Origin of the sequence: Paractinoplanes rishiriensis (assembly GCF_016862375.1) — a bacterium.
Classification (GTDB): Bacteria; Actinomycetota; Actinomycetes; order Mycobacteriales; family Micromonosporaceae; genus Actinoplanes; species Actinoplanes rishiriensis.
The window spans coordinates 22,019-41,965 of record NZ_BOMV01000033.1; the positions used below are offsets into that span (position 1 = coordinate 22,019).

The 19,947-nt window shown below is 72.6% G+C and carries 17 protein-coding genes; 6 read left to right on the plus strand and 11 right to left on the minus strand.

Annotation, left to right across the window (positions count from 1 at the left end):
* Positions 1-6: 6 nt before the first annotated feature.
* Positions 7-2,589, minus strand: a complete 2,583-nt coding sequence (locus Ari01nite_RS14915; RefSeq protein WP_203781828.1) for a TIR domain-containing protein — start codon at positions 2,587-2,589, stop codon at positions 7-9.
* 276 nt (positions 2,590-2,865) lie between these two features.
* Between Ari01nite_RS14915 and Ari01nite_RS14920 the strand changes: the two genes are divergently transcribed.
* Positions 2,866-4,098 (plus strand): glucuronyl esterase domain-containing protein, encoded by a 1,233-nt coding sequence (locus tag Ari01nite_RS14920; RefSeq protein ID WP_203781829.1) that lies wholly within the window; start codon positions 2,866-2,868, stop codon positions 4,096-4,098.
* A 30-nt stretch (positions 4,099-4,128) separates the two neighbouring features.
* Positions 4,129-5,859: a cellulose-binding domain-containing protein gene (locus Ari01nite_RS14925; RefSeq protein ID WP_203781830.1), complete on the plus strand. Its 1,731-nt coding sequence runs from the start codon at positions 4,129-4,131 to the stop codon at positions 5,857-5,859.
* Positions 5,860-5,921: 62 nt separating this feature from the next.
* Here Ari01nite_RS14925 and Ari01nite_RS14930 read toward each other — a convergent pair whose 3' ends face one another.
* The 7 genes from Ari01nite_RS14930 to Ari01nite_RS14955 form a co-directional block, all read right to left on the minus strand.
* A complete protein-coding gene (locus Ari01nite_RS14930; RefSeq protein WP_203781831.1) occupies positions 5,922-6,236 on the minus strand; it encodes a hypothetical protein in 315 nt (104 codons plus the stop codon).
* 180 nt (positions 6,237-6,416) lie between these two features.
* Positions 6,417-7,154 (minus strand): VOC family protein, encoded by a 738-nt coding sequence (locus tag Ari01nite_RS14935; protein WP_203781832.1) that lies wholly within the window; start codon positions 7,152-7,154, stop codon positions 6,417-6,419.
* Positions 7,155-7,158: 4 nt separating this feature from the next.
* Positions 7,159-7,773 carry a class I SAM-dependent methyltransferase gene (locus tag Ari01nite_RS14940; RefSeq protein ID WP_203781833.1) on the minus strand — a complete coding sequence of 205 codons (615 nt, stop codon included), beginning with the start codon at positions 7,771-7,773 and terminating at the stop codon, positions 7,159-7,161.
* Between the two features lie 504 nt (positions 7,774-8,277).
* A complete protein-coding gene (locus Ari01nite_RS14945; protein WP_203781834.1) occupies positions 8,278-8,619 on the minus strand; it encodes a hypothetical protein in 342 nt (113 codons plus the stop codon).
* Positions 8,620-8,627: 8 nt separating this feature from the next.
* Complete coding sequence (locus tag Ari01nite_RS50890) at positions 8,628-8,762, minus strand: hypothetical protein (protein WP_275410851.1); 135 nt, start codon at positions 8,760-8,762, stop codon at positions 8,628-8,630.
* A complete protein-coding gene (locus tag Ari01nite_RS14950) occupies positions 8,759-9,970 on the minus strand; it encodes an NtaA/DmoA family FMN-dependent monooxygenase (RefSeq protein WP_239162767.1) in 1,212 nt (403 codons plus the stop codon). Before Ari01nite_RS14950 ends, Ari01nite_RS50890 begins: the two co-directional genes overlap by 4 nt.
* Positions 9,963-11,072 (minus strand): LLM class flavin-dependent oxidoreductase, encoded by a 1,110-nt coding sequence (locus Ari01nite_RS14955; protein WP_203781835.1) that lies wholly within the window; start codon positions 11,070-11,072, stop codon positions 9,963-9,965. The genes Ari01nite_RS14950 and Ari01nite_RS14955 overlap by 8 nt, the downstream gene beginning before the upstream one ends.
* Before the next feature lie 105 nt (positions 11,073-11,177).
* Between Ari01nite_RS14955 and Ari01nite_RS14960 the strand changes: the two genes are divergently transcribed.
* The gene (locus tag Ari01nite_RS14960) at positions 11,178-12,326 is read left to right on the plus strand and encodes an LLM class flavin-dependent oxidoreductase (protein ID WP_203781836.1); all 1,149 of its coding nucleotides are present in this window, start codon (positions 11,178-11,180) and stop codon (positions 12,324-12,326) included.
* A complete protein-coding gene (locus Ari01nite_RS14965; protein WP_203781837.1) occupies positions 12,319-13,155 on the plus strand; it encodes a transglutaminase-like domain-containing protein in 837 nt (278 codons plus the stop codon). Before Ari01nite_RS14960 ends, Ari01nite_RS14965 begins: the two co-directional genes overlap by 8 nt.
* A gap of 172 nt (positions 13,156-13,327) precedes the next feature.
* Here Ari01nite_RS14965 and Ari01nite_RS14970 read toward each other — a convergent pair whose 3' ends face one another.
* Genes Ari01nite_RS14970 through Ari01nite_RS14980 form a run of 3 tightly spaced genes read right to left on the minus strand, consistent with a single transcriptional unit; the run spans position 13,328 to position 17,776 of the window.
* The gene (locus Ari01nite_RS14970; protein ID WP_203781838.1) at positions 13,328-14,752 is read right to left on the minus strand and encodes a P-loop NTPase family protein; all 1,425 of its coding nucleotides are present in this window, start codon (positions 14,750-14,752) and stop codon (positions 13,328-13,330) included.
* 49 nt (positions 14,753-14,801) lie between these two features.
* A complete protein-coding gene (locus tag Ari01nite_RS14975) occupies positions 14,802-16,745 on the minus strand; it encodes a dynamin family protein (protein ID WP_203781839.1) in 1,944 nt (647 codons plus the stop codon).
* Between the two features lie 56 nt (positions 16,746-16,801).
* Entirely contained in the window at positions 16,802-17,776 is a 975-nt protein-coding gene (locus tag Ari01nite_RS14980; protein ID WP_203781840.1) for an IniB N-terminal domain-containing protein, read from the minus strand.
* A gap of 306 nt (positions 17,777-18,082) precedes the next feature.
* On the opposite strand from Ari01nite_RS14980, the gene Ari01nite_RS14985 reads away from it, so the two are divergent.
* Together Ari01nite_RS14985 and Ari01nite_RS14990 are read left to right on the plus strand one after the other, a co-directional pair.
* Positions 18,083-19,048 (plus strand): acetate and sugar kinases/Hsc70/actin family protein, encoded by a 966-nt coding sequence (locus Ari01nite_RS14985; RefSeq protein ID WP_203781841.1) that lies wholly within the window; start codon positions 18,083-18,085, stop codon positions 19,046-19,048.
* Positions 19,045-19,947 (plus strand): hypothetical protein (locus Ari01nite_RS14990; RefSeq protein ID WP_438872169.1); only part of this gene is annotated, 903 nt, incomplete at its 3' end. The genes Ari01nite_RS14985 and Ari01nite_RS14990, both read left to right, overlap by 4 nt.

Consider the following 19,947-nt stretch of genomic DNA (forward strand, 5'->3'; position numbering starts at 1 on the left):
GGCGGCTCAGCGGAGGCGTTCGCGGAAGTCGGACAGCTGGTCGAAGCTGATCCCGGGGCGCCGCCAGTTCACGGTGGCCGTGCACGGCCGGTCGTCCAGGCGGCGGAACGTGAGGCGGAGGCCGTGGAAATCGGCCGGGAGGCGGCCGTTGAAATCGCTGAGTGCTGCTCCGCGGTCGTCCAGGACGAAGCGGAAATCGGCGTGCGGGCGCACCGCAACGGCGGTCACCTCGAGGCGGGCCGCCGGGCAATCGGTCACCTCCATGCGGCCGGCCAGGCCGGCGTACGGCAGACCGATCCGGCGCCGGTCGAAGGTGAACTCGGTGGCCGCCCGGCCGCCGGCCAGTCTCCACCGCAGGATGTCCACCGGAAAGCAGGGAGCACCGGTGGTCATGACGTTGCATTGGGAGGCTTCGGTGGCGCGTTCGGGCTCCACCCCCGCGTGGTAGGTCAGGTGGACCTGCTCGTACATCATGGCGGCGAAGACGACGGGGGTGAAGATGATCGTCAGCAGGACGAAGAGCCGGGCCAGCGGCAGGGCGATGAAGCCCGGCAGGAGCGGCCACGGGCGCGGCGAATCGTCGCGGTCCGGTTCGCGCGCGGGCCGGCCGCCGCGCATTGTTTCGTGCAGACGGGCGTGGCGGAACTGGTAGCTGGCGCCGATCCGTCGCAGTACGCCGCGGCGGTGCGCGTCGTCGACGAAACGCATGAGCCGGAACGGCAGCCGGCCGGTCACGGCCCACCACAGGCGGCTGGCGAGGTTGGCGCCCCAGGGCGAGCCGAGGGTCGAGACCAGCCCGAGCAGCAGGCCGGTCGTCACCGCGTATCCGGTCGCCACAGCCGCGCCGGAGCCGAGGCCGCGGCCGAGCCACAGGCTCACCGCGGCGCCCGCCGCGATCCCGGTGACGGCCGCCCATCCGGCCGCGACCAGCCGATAGCGCCGCAGCTGGTGGCGGGTGGTGCCGGCCAGGTGGCGGTCGGCTTCGAACTCGCGCCAGCTGCGTGGTTCGGCGAACGTGGCGGCCAGGGCGGCGAGGAAGACCGCGACGGCACCGAACACGCCGCCGCTCGAACCCCAGATGGCCGTGAAGTACCACCCGCAGGTGAGGGCGATGACCGCGGCCACCGCGAGGTTGGTGACGCGGGACCGCAACTGCCAGAGCTGGAGGTCGGGCCCGTGCCGGGCCAGGTGGCGCAGCCAGCGTGCGGCCATGGTGGCGGTGACCGGCGGTCCGTGGTGTGCCGCGTAGGCCGCCGGCACGAAGGACTCGAGCAGGTGTTCCTCGATCTGCCCGGCCGATTCGAATCCGGTGAGCTCGGCGGGGCGGGAGGCCGGGTCGGCGTAGGCCTGCTGCACCAGGAAAAGCATGAGCGGGGTACGCAGCGCCTCGGCCGGCGGCCCGGCGGGGTCGGCCAGTACGGCGTCGAGCAGCGGTTGCCAGCGAGGCTCGTCCCGCTCCATGACGGCGCGGCGCAGGTAATCGACCGCCGTCGACGGGCCGACCGGCTCGATCGCGACGACGGCGGCGCGAGACAGGTGTGCTCCGGAGGTGCCGACCGCCTCGGCGTACTCCGCGGTGCGGCAGGTGAGGATCAGCGGTGCCTCCGCCACCAGGTGTGTCTCGATGGCCCGCAGAGCGGTGGCCCGGAGCGGGGCGCTGATCTCGTCGAGGCCGTCGAGCACGGGCAGCACCCGGCCGGCGTCGAGGAGCCGGCGGGCCGCCTGCTCGTCGTCGGCTAGAAACTCGTAGTCGTCGCGCAGGCGCAGGAGTAGCCAGTCGGCCAGCGGCATCGCCGGTACGTACGACGACAGCGGGAAGAGCACCGGCACCGGCGCACCGGGCCGGTCGAGCAGCGCGAGCACGGTGAGGATGGCCAGGACCGTCTTGCCGGAGCCGGGCTCGCCGAGAACGACCAGCTGGCGGTGCGGCAGCCGGTCCAGCGCCTCGGCGATGCTGTGCACGTCGCCGGTCAGCGTCGTCTGCCACGACCCGTCGGCCACCACCTCCGGCCGGGCCTGCACCGGCAGCCCGCTCGGCGACCACCGGACCGGTAGCGGTGCCGGGCGCCATGTCGACCGGCGCTGCGCCTCGCGGGACCACTGGCTGCGGACCGCCTCGGCGAGCCGGTGCTCGGTGTGCTCCCGCTGGGGACGATCGACCGGTGCCGCGCGTGGCCGGCCCGGCGCCACGGCCGCGATCAGGCGTTCCCGGGCCACCGCGTTGTCTGCGCCTACCAGATCGACGTAGACCCGGGTCAGCAGCAGGCCGGGCGGTTCGCACGGCTCTACCCGTACCGGGATCAGCAGACCTCGCTCGCCGGTGGGATCTCGGGCGAACGCCACCCGCCATTCGGCCGCACCGAACTCGGAGCGCGTGTACGCCGGCGACAGCACCGCGATCGTCCGCTCGGCCGCCATCACTGCGTCGTGCATCTCGTGCACGAAGTCGCGCCCGGCGCCGAAGTCGGCGGCCTGGTAACGCGTGGTGTACCCGGCCGCCTCGAGCTGGTCCGCTATCCATGTCGCCCAGACGCGATCCTCATTCGCGTAACTGATGAAGAAGTCGAGGCCGTCGCGTACCTCGTCCAACCAGGCCTCCCGCGGTCCGAGGAGCACATCCTACTGATCCGGTGGCGGTGCTCGAAGGGCGGTCCCGGCAGCCGAAAGTTCCAGGAACGGCTCCGCGGTTATCGCACGCCTATCTCGTTGGTCGTCGCGCGCGTGATTACAAAAGACCAGGTCAGAGCTAATATTTACGTACTTGAATTGTCGTAACTTCTGCGTAATCTCGGTACTCACATCGATCCTTTGGGTCGGCTGCCCACGCGGCTGCCGTCGAATCTCCCCGTTCCGAAGGAGCCGTACGTGAAAACCAGCTTCAGCATCCGCTCGACCGTCGCCAGCCTGGCGGTGGCCGCGCTGGCAGCTACCGGCATGGTGATGGCCTCCAGCGCCGGCGCCGCCCTCGCGGCCGTCGAGGACGAGGGCGCCGACTGCCCGGTGGCCGCCTCCGGCACCGTCAGCAATCCGCAACTACCGGACCCGTTCACCCGGCTGGACGGCAGCCGGATCGCCAGCCGGAGCGACTGGCGGTGCCGGCGCGCCGAGATCCGCGAGATGGCCGAGCGGCACGTGTACGGGCAGAAGCCCGCCCGGCCGGCCGGCGTCACCGGGACCGTGTCCGGCTCCAGCATCACCGTGAACGTGTCGGACCAGGGGCGCAGCGCCAGTTTCTCGGCGAGCGTGCAACTGCCCACCACCGGGTCGGCGCCCTATCCGGCGGTCGTCGTGGTCGGCGGGTTCGGGGCCGACACCGCCACCATCCGCAGTTCCGGTGCGGCCGTGATCAGCTACGACCCGCTCGCGGTCGGCCGGGAGGGCACGCCGCGCGGCAACAAGCAGGGCGCGTTCTACAACCTCTACGGCGCCACCAGCAGCACCGGCATCCTGATGGCCTGGGCCTGGGGTGTCAGCCGGATCATCGACGTCGTCGAGCAGTCCGGCGGCAGCGTGCTGCGGGCTGACGTCGGTGTCACCGGCTGTTCCCGGTACGGCAAGGGCGCCTTCACGGCCGGCGTGTTCGACCAGCGGATCGCCCTGACCATGCCGATCGAGTCGGGCACCGGCGGGGCGCCGATCTTCCGCGGGATAGCGGGTGAATCCGGGTCGCAGCCGCTGAGCAGCGCCTACGGCGAGCAGCCGTGGCTGGGTGACGCGTTCGGGTCGTTCACCGGCAACCCGAACAGTCTGCCGGTGGACACCCACGAGATGGTCGCCATGGTGGCGCCGCGCGGGCTGTTCATCATGGAAAACCCGCACATCGACTGGCTGGCGGCCCGGTCCGGCAGCGTGGCGGCGCTCGGCGGGGCCGAGGTGTACAAGGCACTCGGTGCCGGCGACAACATCACGTACTGGTCGGACGTGTCGGACGGCACGCACTGCGCCAGCCGCACCGAATGGCGGGCGCCGCTGCAGCAGCACATTCAGAAGTTCCTGCTCAAGACCGGGAACGCGGCCGGCACGTTCCGGATCTCCAGCCGGAAGGCCGGCAACCTGGCGCAGTGGCGTACCTGGCCGACCCCGACGCTGAGCGACTGACTCCCCGCACCGCCCCTTGGAGGGATCCCCATGCGTACCAGATCACTGGCGGCACTGGCCGCCACCGCCGCCCTCGGCGCGGCCGGCATCGTCGCGGCGCTACCGGCGTCGGCCGCGGCCGGCTGCGACGTCAAATACACGGTCGCGTCGCAGTGGAACAACGGCTTCACCGCGAACGTGAACCTGACCAACCTCGGTGACCCGGTGACGTCCTGGACCCTGACCTGGTCGTTCGCCAACGGGCAACAGATCACCCAGGCCTGGAACGCGTCGGCGTCGCAGAGCGGCGGCCAGGTCACCGCCCGGGGCGCCGGTCACAACGCGTCCCTCGGCACGGGCGCGTCCACGTCGTTCGGCTTCAATGGATCGTGGGTCGGCACAAACTCGGTGCCCGCCGGCTTCGCGTTGAACGGGACGGCCTGCACGGGCGCCCCCTCGGCCACAACGCCGCCGACCACCCCGCCGACCACCCCGCCGACCACCCCGCCGAACACCGGCCCGACAACCTCGCCGCCGACCGGTAGCCCGGAGTGGGGCCGGGGGCTGCCGCCCGCCGGCGCGGTGCACAGCCGGGCGTACCACATCATCATGGCGGACGGCACCGGCTACACCCCGCGGGCGAACGAGTGCTCGCGCGAGATCCACATGCGGTACTGGACCTACGGCCCGGACGGCAAGGTCTACCCGACCTGGCACCCGGCGCGCGACCCGAGCGGCTGCGCGTTCGGCCACGAGCACGGCGACGACCCGCGTACCTCTGATCTGTTCGCCACCGCCGGCTGGCCCGCGTTCGGCTACACCAGCGAGGTCATGCTCGGCAACCTGCCCGAGTCCAGTCACCGGCACGAGGACCACGTGGGCCACAAGGTGCTGGCGGTGAACAACTCAAACGTAATCCAGGGCGACAACGGCACCAGCTTCTTCCCGCCGTCCGGCCCCACGATCGCCACCTGCGACGTCCTGCTCAAGTTCCACCAGGGCACCCATTCGCCGGACGCGTTCAGCAACAACGTCCACGAGTTGCTGTTCAACCAGCGCTGCGTCGCCACCAACGGCGGCCAGGTCACCGAGGCCCGCTACAACGCGATGATCCCGCTGGGCCGGGCCGGCGGCTTCAGCCCGAGCGAGTGCCCCGGTTTCGGCGGCCAGTTCATCAACGTCACCCCCGCGGTGCCGGCCGACTCCCCGTCCGACAACCGCTCGCTGGGCCGCCTGATCACCGAGCCGGGTTGCATTCAAGCAATTCGGGAGGGCCGTACGCACAACGACCCGCTCTATCCCAACCCGGTGCCGTTCACCGTCTCCGACATGGACGACTTCTGGTTCTCCGACGTGTCGGTGACGGGCTCGGGTCTCAACTTCCGCATCGCGCCCCTGTTCTACGTCGTCAACCCGTCCCGCTACTACGACCCGGCCAAACCGAACCGCCTGGGCCGGATCATCGACCTGTGCTACACCGACCTGCGCGGCGGCAGCTATTGCGACCAGGTCCGCAACTCCGGCCAGCAGATAGCCTGGGACGACCCGCGCTCCCCGTTCAAGGGCACGCTGCGCGAGTTCCGCCCCGGCACCTTCGCGGTCCAGAACTCCGGCCCCACCACGGTCTACACCGACGCCTATGGCCGCAACGCGTCCACCACCCCGTTCGCCGGCTCCATCCAGCAGTATTTCGCCGGTTCCAGCTCCACCACGATGTACGTCCGGGGCTCCACGAAGGACTACGGCAGCAACTCGGCCGACGCCATTCACGCCCCGAACTGACCCACCGAGCGCCAAGACCCGCGACGACCACCGTCGCGGGTCTTGCCAAAGCGGGCGAGTCGCTACAACGCCGAAGGCGGACTGCTCGTCTCCACGCGCCGGCCCACCTTGCGGATCCGGTTGACCATTTCTATATAGCTGTCGACTTGCTTCTTCAGTTCCTTCGGATCGTCCGATGCGTTGTCGAGAAGGTCGCGTGTGCAATCGTAGAAATCCGACTCCTGCTGACGTAATCCTTGGTACTGCACCAGCACCGGCAGAGCCGCGCCCGCGACGAGGCTCCAACCCACCCGGGCCGTATGCAGTCGCTGGTAGGCGGCTGCTTTGCTCTTCCAGAACCGAAGCGTGCCCGCCATGCGGGAGTAGTGCTCTGCCATGACCAAATCCGTCGGGACACGAGCCGATCGACCACCCGGTGGTCAGCAACGGCTGGCTCCACCTGCCGGGCCGGGACAAGCTGAGCACCGCAGCAGACGGTCAAATCTCGCCCGACGAAGGCCGTGACCTGCTCATCCTCGCGATCGCGCATCGGGTTGCCGCCACCCGGCCGAACTTTTTCAGGCCGGGGCCAGCACGCAGAATTCGTTGCCCTCCGGGTCGGCCAGGACGATCCACGGAACGTCGTCCTGACCCACGTCGGCCGGGGTCGCGCCGAGGGAGCGCAGCCGGGCCACCTCGGTCGCCTGGTCGGTGCCGGCGTACGGAACGACGTCGAGATGGACCCGGTCCCAGGTGGTCTTCCGGTCGGGGGTGCGGATGAACTCGAGGTACGGGCCGGTGCCCTTCGGCGACCGCAGCCACGCCTGTTCCTCGCCCGCCCCGTGCACGGTCCAACCCAGAGCTTCGGACCAGAACCGGGCCATCGAGGGCGGGTCCGCGCAGTCGACGACGACCGCGGCGATCGGGCCGGTGTCGCGGTAGATCTCGCGAGGCTCCAGCACGCAGAAGACGGTGCCCTCCGGGTCGGCCAGCACCGTCCACGGGACGCCGACCTGGCCCACGTCGGCGGGGGTCGCGCCGAGGCCGGTCAGGCGTGCGATCAGCTCGGCCTGGTGCGCCGCGGAGGTGGTGGCCAGGTCGATGTGCACACGGTTCTTTCCCGGTGCGACGGACGGCACGGCGATGACGTCGACGCAGACCGGAGCGTGCGGGTCGGTCCAGTCGAAGCCCGCGGGTGCCACGCTGGTCGCGCCGCCGGCCGAGCGGACCACCCAGCCGAGCGCCTCGCCCCAGAACCGGCCGACCGCCGCGTCATCGACGGCCTTCACGTTCACCTGAACCAGTCGCAGCGCCATGCCGTTACCCTAGGCGTCGCGCGCACACCACCGCGTCGACGCCGCTCCCGGCCGCCGCGCGTGGGCGCTCCTCGGCCACCAGGATCTCCCACTCGTGCGGATCCAGGGCGCCGGTCGCGTCCTCGACGGAAACCTGGACCTGCGCCGCCGCGGCGGTTTCCCGGCCGGTCGCCGGGTCGATCGGGCGGTGGCCGACCAGCAGCAGGGTGCCCCGGGGGGCGACACCGGCCGCCAGCCGCCGGACCATCTCCCGGACCGGGCCGGCCACGTGCACGTACAGGCAAACCACCAGGTCGAAACGGCCCGGCGGCGGCTCCCAGACGCCGAGGTCACCCCGCACCCAGTCGATCCGGTCGGCGAGGCCGGCCGATTCCGCCGCGGAGCGGGCGTGCTCCAACGCGGTCTCGGCGAAGTCGACCGCCGTCACCCGCCAGCCGCCCGCGGCCAGCCAGAGCGACTCGGCGCCGTGCCCGCAGCCCGCGTCCAGCGCCCGGCCGGCGGGCAGGTCACCGGCCGCGGCGACCAGGTGTGCGCTCGGCGGCCGCCGGTCCACGTCCGGGTGGTCGCGCAGTGCCTGCGCCCAGCGCTGCTCCCAGGCGTCACGATCGAAAGCGGTCACGCCGGCAGTCTCTCCCGCTCACCGGCGATCGGCACGACCTTTTGCCAGAACGGCAACGATCCGCAACGATGACCTGAGCGCGTCGGCCGCCGCCAGCCCTGCGCATCGCCGCCCGCTCCTCGGGTGGCCGCGGCCCCGAGTGGATTACCGGGATCTCGGTCAGGAGGCGCCGCTCGGACTTCGGGATGCGGTCGGCGACCAGGCCCGGATCGGTCGCCGCGCATCACGAACGCTTCCGCTTCCTTTTCCGGTACGGGTGCCAGCCCAGTCGCCGGGGCCGCCGGTCGTCCATCCGGCCGCGTGCAGCGCCCGCTCCGCGTCGCGGTGATCGGACCGTGACCCGAGCGTGGGCGTCGTGCTCAAGCCGAGCCGGCCGCGTGCCAGACGACGAGGATCGCCACCGTCGCGACGAGGGCGAATGCCACCCGGATGGCGATACGCATCGGACCTCCTTCGTGGATACCGCCGAGAGTACTGGTCAGCGCCCATGCCCGGTGACGGTCGTTACACCGGGCCGGCCGGGGTGCGGGTCACAAAGGGTTCTTCGTGATGGAGATCAACGGGCTCCGCAAGACCTGTCGGTCCGTGGTTGCGGTGGACGGCGTCGACCTGCGGGTGCTGGAGCGGCCGGACGCCGGGACCATCACGGTGGTGGGGGGCGATGACCTCGTTGCCGCGGCGGCGACTGCGGCTGGTCATGCAGGACGGCAAGGTGGTCGAGTCGGGGCCGGTCACCGGGTTGCTGCACCGCCTGCTGCCGATCGACGGGCCGGAGGCGCTGGCCGGGTCGACCGTCGTGGACGTGGGCGCCGATGCCACCAGCACGAGCAGGATCAGTTTCTGCACGGGTCCTCCTAGGGAGACGTCAGGGGCGCGAGACCGAGGTGGTGGCGCAAAGTAGGCCCGGAGTATTCGGTGCGGAAGACGCCGCGTTCTTGGAGCAGCGGCACCACCGTGTCGGCGAACTCGTCGAGGCCGCCGGGCGTCACGTGCGGGACCAGGATGAAACCGTCGGCGGCGTCGCGCTGCACCAGGTCGTCGAGGTGGCCGCGACGGTCGCGGGGGAGCCGACGAAGGTCTGCCGGCCGGTAACCTCGATGATCAGCTCGCGGATGGACAGGTTGCCCTCCTGGGCGCGGGCTCGCCACTCCCGGGCCGTGGCGAGCGGATCCCGGTACATCCGGACGCTGGCCCGGCCCCGGCTGATGTGGTTCTCCGACACGTCCGGATCAATCGACGGCAGCGGGCCGTCCGGGTCGTAGCCGCTCAGGTCCCGGTTCCACAGCTGCTCCAGGAACTTGATCGCGGTCTGCCCGCTGACCTGCTGGCGGCGCACCTCGGCGGCCCGATCCCGGGCCTCCGCGTCGGTCGCGCCGAGCACGAAAGTGGCGGCTGGGAGCACCAACAGCTGGTCACGACTTCGGCCGTACGTGGAAAGGCGGCGCTTCACGTCGGCGTAGAACCGCTGCCCGGCCTCCAGCGTGCCGTGCCGGCTGAAGATCGCGTCGGCGGTGGCGGCGGCGAACTCGCGGCCCGCGTCCGAGTCGCCGGCCTGCAGGATCACCGGGCGGCCCTGCGGGCTGCGCGGCACGTTGAACCGGCCGGCGATGTCGAAGTGCTCGTCGGCGTGCTGGAACGCGCCGGCCTGCGGGTCGGACAAGAACACGCCGGAGTCCGGGTCGGCGGCCACCGCGCCGGCCGGCCACGAGTCGAACAGCGTCCGCGCGGCGGCCAGGAACTGCTGCGCCCGGCTGTACCGGTCCGACTCGGCCAGGAAGCCGCCGCGCCGGAAGTTCTCACCGGTGAACGCGTCCCACGAGGTCACCACGTTCCACCCGGCCCGGCCGCCGGACAGGTGGTCGAGGCTGGCGAACTGGCGGGCCACCTCGTACGGCTCATTGAAGGTGGAGTTGATCGTCCCGGCCAGCCCGAGGTGCTCGGTGACCGCGGCCAGGGCGGACAGCACCGTGAACGTATCCGGCCGGCCGACCACGTCCAGGTCGTAGATCTGCCCGCCCTGCTCGCGCAGCCGCAGGCCCTCGGCCAGGAAGAAGAAGTCGAACTTGGCCCGCTCAGCGGTCTGCGCCAGCTTGACGAACGAGGCGAACTCGATGTGGCTGCCCGACCCGGGGTCGCTCCACACGGTGGTGTTGTTGACCCCGGGGAAGTGGGCGGCGAGGTGGATCTGCTTAGGCAACGACGGCTCCTTCCGCGTACCGGTTGGCGGGCCGGGGCAGGCCGAGCAGCCCGCGCAGGGTCACCGCCTCGTACTCGCGGCGGAACACGCCGCGGGCCTGCAGCTCGGGCACCAGGCCGCCGGTGATGGCGTCCAGGTCGGCGGGCAGCCGGCCGGGACGCAGCCGGAACCCGGTCAGCCCGGCCTCGTGCCACTCGAGCAGCAGGCGGGCCAGCTGCGCCGGGGTGCCGGTGAAGACCGCGGCGTCCGAGGTGTACTGGGCGCCGTCCAGCCGGTCGAGCCGGTCCTTGGTGGCCCGCGCCGCGTCCTCGGTCTCCGCCAGGAACACCACCAGGTCGGCGAACCGGTGCGGCAGCGACCCGACCCGGTCAGTCAGTTGCCGGGCGTGGTCGGCGTTGCCCGGGGTGAGGTAGACGAGATCGGCGAAGGCGCACGGCATCCCGGTTTCTGCCAGCGCGGTGACCAGGGGCTGGCCCTGCGGCGGACGCGGCGTGATGGACGGGCCCTTGACGCTGAACCACCGCCCGTCGAACTCGATGTAGTGCAGCTTCTCCCGGTCGATGAACCGGCCGGTCGCGGCGTCCCGGATCTCGGCGTCGTCCTCCCAGCTGTCCCAGAGCCGCCGCACCACCTCGACGTAGTCGGCCGCCTCGTCGAACGCGTCCGGGATGCTCGGCACCGCGCGGCGGCCGAAGTGCGCGGCCTCCTCGGCGAGCCCGGAGACCTGCACCCGCCAACCGGCCCGGCCGGTGCTCACGTAATCGAGGGTGGCCAGCGCCTTCGCGATGTGGAACGGCTCGGTGTGCGTCACCGTAGCGGTCGGCACCAGGCCGATCCGCGACGTGGCGGGCGCGATCCGGGCGGCGATCAGCACCGCGTCGAGCCGGCCGGCCACCCGGTCGGCCCGGTCGGTCTGCACGCCGAGCGCGTCCTCGATGGTCACGAAGTCCAGCCGGCCGGCCTCGGCGGTGCGCACCAGATCGGCCCAGTAACGCGCGGTGAACAGCTCGGCCGGGCGGGCGGACGGCTCCCGCCAGGCGGCCGGGTGCCAGCCGGCGCCGTCCAGCGCGACGGCCAGGTGCAGGGGTCGGGTGGGTGCCATGGTCAGCACGCTAGGTCGGCACCCTAATAACCTCAAGTCCTATGGGTAGAGTATGTCTTTACGATGCGGTGAACGCACCTCGGGGACGCTCGGAGGGGACCTGTCATGACCGTTCCGCTGTCGATCCTGGATCTCGCCCCGCTGGTGTCCGGCGGCACGGCGGCCGACGCACTGCGCCGCACGCTCGACCTGGCCCGGCACGCCGAACGGGCCGGCTACCACCGGTACTGGGTGGCCGAACACCACCTCACCCCCGGGGTGGCCAGCTCGCAGCCGGCCGTGCTGCTCGGCCAGCTGGCCGCGGTCACCGATCGCATCCGGCTCGGTTCGGGGGCGGTGCAGACCGGGTTCCTGACGCCGCTCGCCGTACTGGAGCAGTTCGGGATGCTGGACGCGCTGTATCCGGGGCGGTTCGATCTGGGGCTGGGCCGCTCGGCGCAGCGCCGGCAGTCGGCCCTTTCCTCTTCTTTGCCTTCCTCCTCCTCGTCCTCTGAGCCCAGGGTGGTCGACGGCCTGCTCATCCCGCGGTCGTTCTCGTTCGACCGGATTCTCAACTCGGCCCGGTCGAAGCTCTTCTTCAGCCTGCTCCAGCAGCCCGGCGCGACCCCGGCCGACCTGGACAGCGTGGTCGAAGATCTGACGACACTGATCGCCGGTCGGTATGCGGACGACGCCGGCAACGCCGCCCGGGCAGTTCCCGGGGAGGGCGCCGACCTGCAGATCTGGATCCTCGGCAGCAGTGGCGGCGAGAGTGCCCGGGTGGCCGGCGCACGCGGCCTGCCGTTCGCGGCCAACTACCACGTGGCGCCGGCCCGGGTGCTGGAGGCGGTGGCGGCCTACCGCGCGGCCTTCCGGCCGTCGGAGATATTGCCGGAGCCGCACGTGATGGTGTCGGCCGACGTGGTGGTGGCCGCCGACGACGAGACCGCGCGCGAGTTGGCGAAGCCGTACCCGCTCTGGGTCCGGAGTGTGCGCACCGGGGCCGGCGCCATCCCGTATCCGAGCCCCGCGGAAGTGGCCGCCCACGAGTGGACCGACGAGGACCGCGACCTGGTGGCCGACCGCGTCGAGACCCAGTTCGCCGGCTCGCCGCAGACGGTGGCCGACCGCCTGCAAACGCTGCAACGCGTCACCGGAGCCGACGAGCTGCTGATCACCACGATGACCTACGACCACGCCGACCGGGTCCGCTCGATCGAGCTGTTGGCCGAGCACTGGCTCCGACGGCGGGCTAGCCTGCACGGTCATGGATGAACTCGCCTACTACCGCAGCCATGGCCGCGTCACCGATCCGGGCGCCAAGCGGCACCTGCTCAGCGGTCTGCCGGCCGACCCGGCCGCGCTGGCCGCGGTGATCGGCGGCGTGATGGTCCACCGCGACTGCACCCGGCTGTTCGGGTTCGCCCTTCCGGAGCAGCGCCGCGACGAGGCCAACACCCGGTACGCCGAGGCGATCCTCGACCACCTCGGCACCCTCGACGAGCGCCGCCCCGAGGACCGCTTCGCCGGCACCTGCCGCGACTTCACCGTCCTGCTCTGCGCGATGTTGCGCGAGGCCGGCCGCCCGGCCCGGGCCCGCGCCGGGTTCGCCGGCTACTTCGGCGACGGCTTCTTCGACGACCACTGGGTCGTCGAACTCTGGGACGACGACCGCGGCTGGCACCTGATCGACGCCCAGGTCGCCAGCGCCCCCGAAGGCACCTACACCGGAGCCGACCTCGACCCGTTCGACGTGCCCCGCGACGCGTTCCTCGTCGGCGGCCAGGCCTGGCAGGAATGCCGGACCGGCGGCCGCGACCTGGACCGCATCGGCACCAGTGCGGCCGGCCTGACCGGCATGTGGGAGGTCCAGGGCAACATCGTCCGCGACCTCGCCGCCCTCAACCGCGTCGAGACCCTACCCTGGGACAACTGGGGGCTCATCCCTATCCACTATGACAAGCTGGACCCCGCCGACATCGCGCTGCTCGACGAGATCGCCGCCGTCAGCGCCGCCGGTGGGCCAGCCCAGCAGGCGGCCGACGCCTACCGCTGCGACCCGCGCATCCCGGCCCCGACGCCCTATCCGGTTCCCGGCTGCTGACCCCCGAGCGAGGCACCACCGGCCGTTCGCCCGTCCGCCGACGGTGCCCGCACGATGGTCCGCTTCCACCAGGAACACCTGACCAGTGCCGAGGAAGGCGAAGACCAGCGCACCCACTGGCGCCGGGTGATGGACCAGGTGGCCGCCGACCTGGACGCCTGACCGTCCGCCCTCACCCCAGGTCGTTCAGAATCGCGGTGCAGCTGCGTAACACCACGTCGGCCGCCCTCCTTCCGCCCGCAGTCGTCGCGGCCGTGGTCTGCTCGCGCCAGCGCACGGCCGCGTCCTCGGCGGCCGGCCACAGTTCCTCGGCCGAAGCGTGCGCGGCGACACCCAGGCGTTCGGCGTGGGCGGTGCCCTGACCGCCGGCCAGGCGCCGGGCCTCGGCCGCCAGGTCGTCGGGCAGCGACACCCGGCCGGTGCGCAGGCCGGCCAGCAGCCGCAGCTCGCGGAACTCGTGCGCCCCGGCCACCAGCGCCTCCAACTCGGCCACCAGGTGCGGCCGGTTTTCGCTGCGCAGCAACTGGTCGAGTGCGATCAGGGCGGCTCGCGACTTGAGGACGCCGCGGCGGGCCGTGAACAGGTCGCTGATCGACGCCTGCAATTCGGCGAGGCCGCTCTGCCGCACCAGCTGCGCGCCGAGCGCGACCCGGGATCTCGCGCCGGTGCGGGCCAGCGTGGTGGCCAGCCGGATGCCGCCCAGGCCGAGGCGGTCGAGCAGGGCGACCCGCTTGTCCGCCGGGACGGCCGCCGGGAAGCCGGCCCCGGTGAACCGGTCGGTGGACAGCAGGTGCGGCTCGGTGTCGGTGCGCGGGAGGGCGGCGATCGCGGCGATGGACGCGTACTCGTCCTCGCGAAGCGTGCGCCCGGCGTGCGCCAACCGCCCGGAGACAGCCACCACGTCCTGGCAGAGTGCGGCCACGCGCGGTTCCCGCCGCCGGCGGCGGGCGATGCGCCGGGCGCTGAGGAGGGCGTCCGGCCGGCCGGCGTCGGTTTCATCGGCCCGGGAGATCACCACCATCAGCTGAACGGGGTACGCGCCGGCGCCCCGCCCCGAGCGCACCCACTGCAGCGCCTCCAGGTCGCCCTCGCCGAGGTGCCGCGTCACGTAGAGCACCGCATCCGCCTCGTGCTCGACCGTGAACCCGTCCCCGTCACCCGGCGTATCGAGCAGCCGGGTGTGCCGCAGTGCCCGGCACGGCCACTCGACCACCATGCCCGGCGCAGACTCGCCCGCACCCGCCCACTGCACCGGCGCGGCCACGCTGTGCCCACCGGCCGTCCGGTCGAGCGCCGCCGCGTAGGGTGGCGCCCCCGCCGAATACACCCGGGCCAGCGGCTGCGTCCCGTCGTGGAACCACACCGCCGATTCCCCGGCGCCGTCCACCCGAACCGGCGCCACCTCTTCCCCGATCAGGGCGTTGACCAGCGTCGACTTGCCGGACCGCGGCGGCCCCGCGACGGCCAGCCGCAGCGGCTCGGTGAGGCGCTCGCGGTGGTGCGCGATCCACATCTCGGCCCGCTCGTGCCCGCGGAAGACCTGAGCCGCCTGCGCCAGGAGATGATCGACCCGCTCCGCGAGCTCGTCGCCACTCACCGCGACCGCCCAGCGCCGTGCCCCCCGGGCTTGCCGCCGTGCCCCGTGCTCATGCCGGGGCCTGGAGCAGGGCCAGCGCCTGTTTCTGCAGTGCGGCCAGGCGGATCAGTTCCTGTTCGGTGCGGCGGGCCCGGCTCTCGCGTTCGGACAGGTCGCGTTCGGCGTCGGCCTTGGCGGAGCGCAGGGACTCGACGATCGCCTCCTGGAGATCCTCGGTGACCGCGGTGAAGTGGTCGCGCAGCGCGCGCTGGATGCGGCGCATCGAGTCCTTGGCGTCCTTGGCCAGGCCCACGAAGATCTCGTCGACGTGCTGGCGGACCGCAACCCGCGCCGCGGCCTGCCGGCGTTTCAGCAGCGAGCGGCCCTCCTCGCGGATGCTCTTGCCGCCGAAGAGCGCACCGCCGCCCAGCGAGATCGGGTTGATCAGCGACATGCCGGCGAGGCTGGTGGCCAGGCCGAACATCAGCACGCCGCCATACGAGCCGCGCAGGCCGGTGAACACCTTCTGGGTCATGGTGAACCGCTCGATCTGCGGCGAGTCGAGGCCGGTGACCCGTTCCTGAGCGCTCTCCTGCACGCCGGGCACCCAGCTCGGCAGGACGTCGCCCAGTTCCGGCGGGAACTCGGCGGCCACCGCGCGGGCCAGCCACTCGGCCCGGTCGCCGAGCCAGGCCAGGCTGCTGTTGGCCGCATCGAGCAGGGCGTCGCGCAGCCAGGGCTCGAACTCGTCCCACATCTTCAGCGGGTCGGACTCGGTGAAGACCTCGTCCGCGTGGGCGATCACCGCGCGGGTGCGTTCGCGCAGGTCGTGCTCGATGTCGGACATCAGGTCGGCGACCTCGTCGGCGAGCCGGCTCTGCCAGCGGGTGGCGCATTTGCGCAGTTCGTCCATGCGCCGCTGGGTCTCGTGCAACCGGGTGACCGCGTGTGAGGTGCTGGTTTCGGCGCGCTGCGCGTCCAAATTGTCCTTCAACGGGACGGCGAGACGCTCGGTGACCATCCGGCCGAGCACCCCCACGGTCTGCCGCGCGAGCCGGTCGGGTTTCGTCGCCACCATCGTCTGCAGAAGATTTATCAGTACGGGGAAGCCGGACTCACCGTTCAGCGCGGTGTCACCGGTCTGCACCGCCCGCGTCCGCAGTGCGGCGGACAGCGGTACGACGGTGGCCGGGACGCCGGCCTGCACCAGGCGCATGCGGCTCACCTCGACGTCGCGCCGCCAGTGCGCCGCGTAGTCGGTCTTGGTGTAGACCACGACCAGGCTCGGGTAGAGCCGGCCCAGGTCGGCCAGCACGTCGACCTCGGCGTCGCTCAGCTCGCGGCCCGACTCGCAGGTGAACAGCACGACGTCGGCCCGGCCGTCGGTGGCCAACTCGCGGACCCGGCCGACCGCGGCCGGTGCGGCCGCCGGCAACCCGGGCAGCGGCGGCGTGTCGATGAGCTGCAACCCGGTGGCCAGCAGCGTCCGGGGGACGCCCACGTCGGCGTGCAGGCGCCCGACCATCTCGGCGGGCTGACCGGCGATCGTCTCGGTGAGTGCGTCGGCGACCCGGTCGAGCGCCAGCGGGAACCTGTCCTGCGGCCCCGCGTCGGCCGTCCACTCGGCGTCGGCGGCCGCCCGCCGGATCAGGTGCGCCGCCGGCGTGGCGGTGTGCCGCACCACGGTCGGAACCGTGGTGCCGCGATCGTCGCCGACCACGCACACCGGTGCGTTGATCAGCGCGTTGATAAGCTGGCTCTTGCCCTGTTTGGCGGCGCCGACCACGAGCACTCGCAGGTGCGGGTGCAGCAGCTGGGCCCGGCGTTGCCAGAGCCAGGCCACCAGGTCGGACCGTCCGTGCTCGCGGCACGTCCGGATCGTCGCATCGAGGACGTCGAGCCAGAGCGACGCCGGCCCGGGAGGTGCGGTGAGGGTGCCGAGTTCCGTCCGGCTTGGCCGGACGGGGGAGGTCGGACCCGCATACGCCGTGGGTCCGGCCTCCCAGCTCTCCATCGGGGCGCCCTCGCCCTTTCTCTCGGCCGGGTCGGCGTCGCCGCCCCGGGGGTGGATCAGAAGTGCAGCCCGGTGAGGCCGCCGAGAACACCGTGGTCCGCGTCCGGTTCGGTGGTGCTCGCGCCGCCGCCGGTCAGACCGCCGGTGAGCCCGCCAACCGCTCCGGTCAGACCCGAGACGGAGTGCTCGACGCCGGCGATGGTGCTGTCCAGACCGGTGCCGTCGGGCAGCAGCCCACCGGTCGTGTCGAGGACTCCGCCGACGACCGAAGAGGTTGCCCCGTGCACCCCGGAAACGTCAAGATTCAATGCGCTGTCGACGCCGAGCGACCCGGTGAGGCCGGTCACCGCGTTGACCGTGGTGTCGAGCGTGCCGGCGGTGGTGCTGCTGACGCTCGCCGTCAGGCCGTCGGCCGTGACCGCCACGTCGGCCACCGTCTGGTGCACCGGGGTGGTGACCGCGACGTCCAGGCCGACGCCCGGGTCGTGGTCGGCGGTCAGGGCGCCGGCGTCCTGGGCACCGCCCAGGCCGAGCCCGCCGAGGCCCAGCCCGTCCAGACCCAGCCCTTCCAAACCCAGTCCGTCCAGCCCGCCGAGACCCAGCCGGCCGTCACCCAGCAGGCCGCCGTCGTAGACGCCGGCGCCGCCGCTGAGCACCCCGGACACCAGGTGGTCGGCCGTGACGGTGGCGGCGCCCGCGGTCGCGAGGTTGATGTCACCGGTCACGTGCGAAACCGTGCCACCCAGCTGGGCGGTGATGGTCTGCAGGTGCGCGGCCGCCCCGGCCACGTCGAGGTTGGCCACCCCGGTGGTCAGGTCGTCCACCTGCGACAGGCCGTCGATGCTCGACACCCCGGCCAGCGGCGCGTAGTCGAGGACCAGCGGGAGCACGTCCTGCACGTCGGCCGCGGTCACATCACCGAGACCGGCGCGCTCCAGGGTGCCGTGCGGGTCGAGCTCGAACGCCGACCGCGCGCCCGGGTCGTAGATCAGGTTGAGGACGAAGTCCTGCAACGTGGGGGATGGGTCCATCACTAACGTCTCCTCACTCATGCGAGCAACTCACTCATGCGAGCAATACGTCCGGACGAGTCGATCGCCCGACGTGGCCATGACGCTAGGGCCGGGAGGGGGTTGGGGGCATCGGGGATGGGCCCCCTAATCCGGCGCGGATCATCGGTGGGGGATGGGGCTCCGGCGTTGGGGGATTAGGGGATCGGCCGACGTGATTTTGGGGGAAGACCCCGGATGCCCCATCTGGTACGAACATGAGGTCCCAAACGGGCATCCGAACATCGATCCCATCGGCGATCTTTGGCGATGGTGAGGAGCAAGCACGTGCCGTACCTCCTGGGCGTCGACCTCGGCTCCGGTAGCAGCCGGACCGCGGTCTGCCGCCGCGCCACCGACCAGGCCGGGTGGGGTCCGCCCGAGCCGGTGCCCTCCGACGTGCCGCCGGCCGTCCGCGGGCTCCTCCGGCTGTGCGGCGACGACGTGCCGGTGTTCGCCGACGACCTGTTCATCACGCCGCAGGCGCTGGTGGTCGAGCAGGCGCGCAAGGCGGCCGACCTGGTCTGGGAGCGCGAGCAGGAGCCACCCGAGCGGGTCGCGGTGGCCTACCCGACCGCGTGGGGACCGGCCCGGGTCGGCCTGATGCGGGCCGCGCTCGACGACGGCGGCCTGGTCGGCGTCGCGCTGGTCACCCGGGCCCGCGCCGTGGTCGAACGCCACCGCGCCAGCGGCCGTCCGGTCGCGCCCGGCCGGGTGGTGGCGGTCTGCCGGATCGGCCGGGCGAGCACCGAGGTGTCGCTGGTGATCCCGCACGAGCCGGGCCGGATGGAGCTGCTCGGCGCCGCCGAGGCCGACGACCTCGGCGGGGACGACCTGGCCGCCGGGACCCCGGCCGACACCCGCGCGGTGCTGGGCGCGGTGGTCGACCTGATGCGGCGCACCGGCCGGGCGTGCGGGGTGGAGCCGGCCGACCTGGCCGCGGTCCTGCTGGCCGGCGGCGGTGCGATGTCGCCGCTGGTCACCGCCGTGTTGGCCGAGGCGACCGCGGCGCCGGTGATCCGCGAGGACGACCCCCGGCTCACGGTGGCCTGCGGCGCCGCGCTGTCGATCCGGCCGGCTTCCGAGATCCCGCAGCCGCACGCGCTGCCGGTGCCCGTGGTGCCGGTGCCCGCCGTGGAGGTGCCGGTGCTACCCACCTCGCTGGTACCGACCATGAGCGGCCCGGCCGGCCCGGGCGAGATCCCACCCCGTCCGCCGCTGCATGTGACCGCGCTCGAGGTGAGTGGCCGATGAGCGCGCCCGTTCCCGGTTCCGGCACCACCGGTGACCTGCTGCACGCGGTCTGCACCGACCCGGCCGCCCCGATCCGCGCGGCGATCTGCGCGCCCGGCGGTTACGGCAAGTCCACGCTTCTCGGCGAGCTCGCCCAGGCGTACGGCGAACGGGGTGTCCCGGTCGTGACCGGCTGGCCGGCACCCGACCTGCCCGGCGCCGTGTTCCTGGTCGACGACGCCCACCGGCTCGACGAGTCCCGGCTGCACGAGCTGCGCGCCCTGGCCGAGCGGCCGGACGCCCGCATCGTGGCGGCCTACCGGCCGTGGCCCCGCCCGGCCGCGCTGGCCGAGCTCACCGAGGTGCTGCGGCGCGGCCGGCCGCTGGTCACCCTGCCCGCGCTCACCGCCGCTGAGATCGACCAGTACCTGGCCCACGGGTCGGGCGCGGTGCCGGCCACCGTCGTTGCGGCGCTCAGCGGCGGCGTGCCGCGCTACGTGTCGCGCCTGGCGGCCACGTTCTCCGGTCCCGAGCCTCCGATCCGCATTCCGGCGGCCGCGTTGGCACCGTTCGCCCCCGAGCTCGACGAGCTCAGCGGTGACCTGCGCACGCTCCTGCTCGCCGTGGAGGCCGGGGCCGGGCTGTCCTTCGACCTGATCGCCGCCCTGCTCGAACAGGACGCCGAGACCGTGGCCGAACTGGTCGCGGCCGGCCAGGCCACCGGCATGCTGGCCGCCGACGGCACGATGGTGCCGCTGGCCCGGCTCGCGGTGGCCGCGCTCGGCCCGATCGCCCAGCGCATCGGCGTCCGGCAGCGCCTGGCCGCGCTGCAACTGGCCCGCGGCGGCCCGGTGCTGCCGCTGGTCCGCCAGCTGCTGCCCGACCCGCCCGGACAGTCCGGCCCGGCCGGTCTCGCCCCC

Bases quoted from the DNA above. Each gene is read 5' to 3' on its own strand.
- Ari01nite_RS14925 (WP_203781830.1), top strand. From the start codon at position 4,129: ATGCGTACCAGATCACTGGCGGCACTGGCCGCCACCGCCGCCCTCGGC.
- Ari01nite_RS14930 (WP_203781831.1), bottom strand. From the start codon at position 6,236: ATGGCAGAGCACTACTCCCGCATGGCGGGCACGCTTCGGTTCTGGAAG.
- Ari01nite_RS14935 (WP_203781832.1), bottom strand. From the start codon at position 7,154: ATGGCGCTGCGACTGGTTCAGGTGAACGTGAAGGCCGTCGATGACGCG.
- Ari01nite_RS14955 (WP_203781835.1), bottom strand. From the start codon at position 11,072: ATGGCACCCACCCGACCCCTGCACCTGGCCGTCGCGCTGGACGGCGCC.
- Ari01nite_RS14960 (WP_203781836.1), top strand. From the start codon at position 11,178: ATGACCGTTCCGCTGTCGATCCTGGATCTCGCCCCGCTGGTGTCCGGC.
- Ari01nite_RS14965 (WP_203781837.1), top strand. From the start codon at position 12,319: ATGGATGAACTCGCCTACTACCGCAGCCATGGCCGCGTCACCGATCCG.
- Ari01nite_RS14975 (WP_203781839.1), bottom strand. From the start codon at position 16,745: ATGGAGAGCTGGGAGGCCGGACCCACGGCGTATGCGGGTCCGACCTCC.
- Ari01nite_RS14980 (WP_203781840.1), bottom strand. From the start codon at position 17,776: ATGGACCCATCCCCCACGTTGCAGGACTTCGTCCTCAACCTGATCTAC.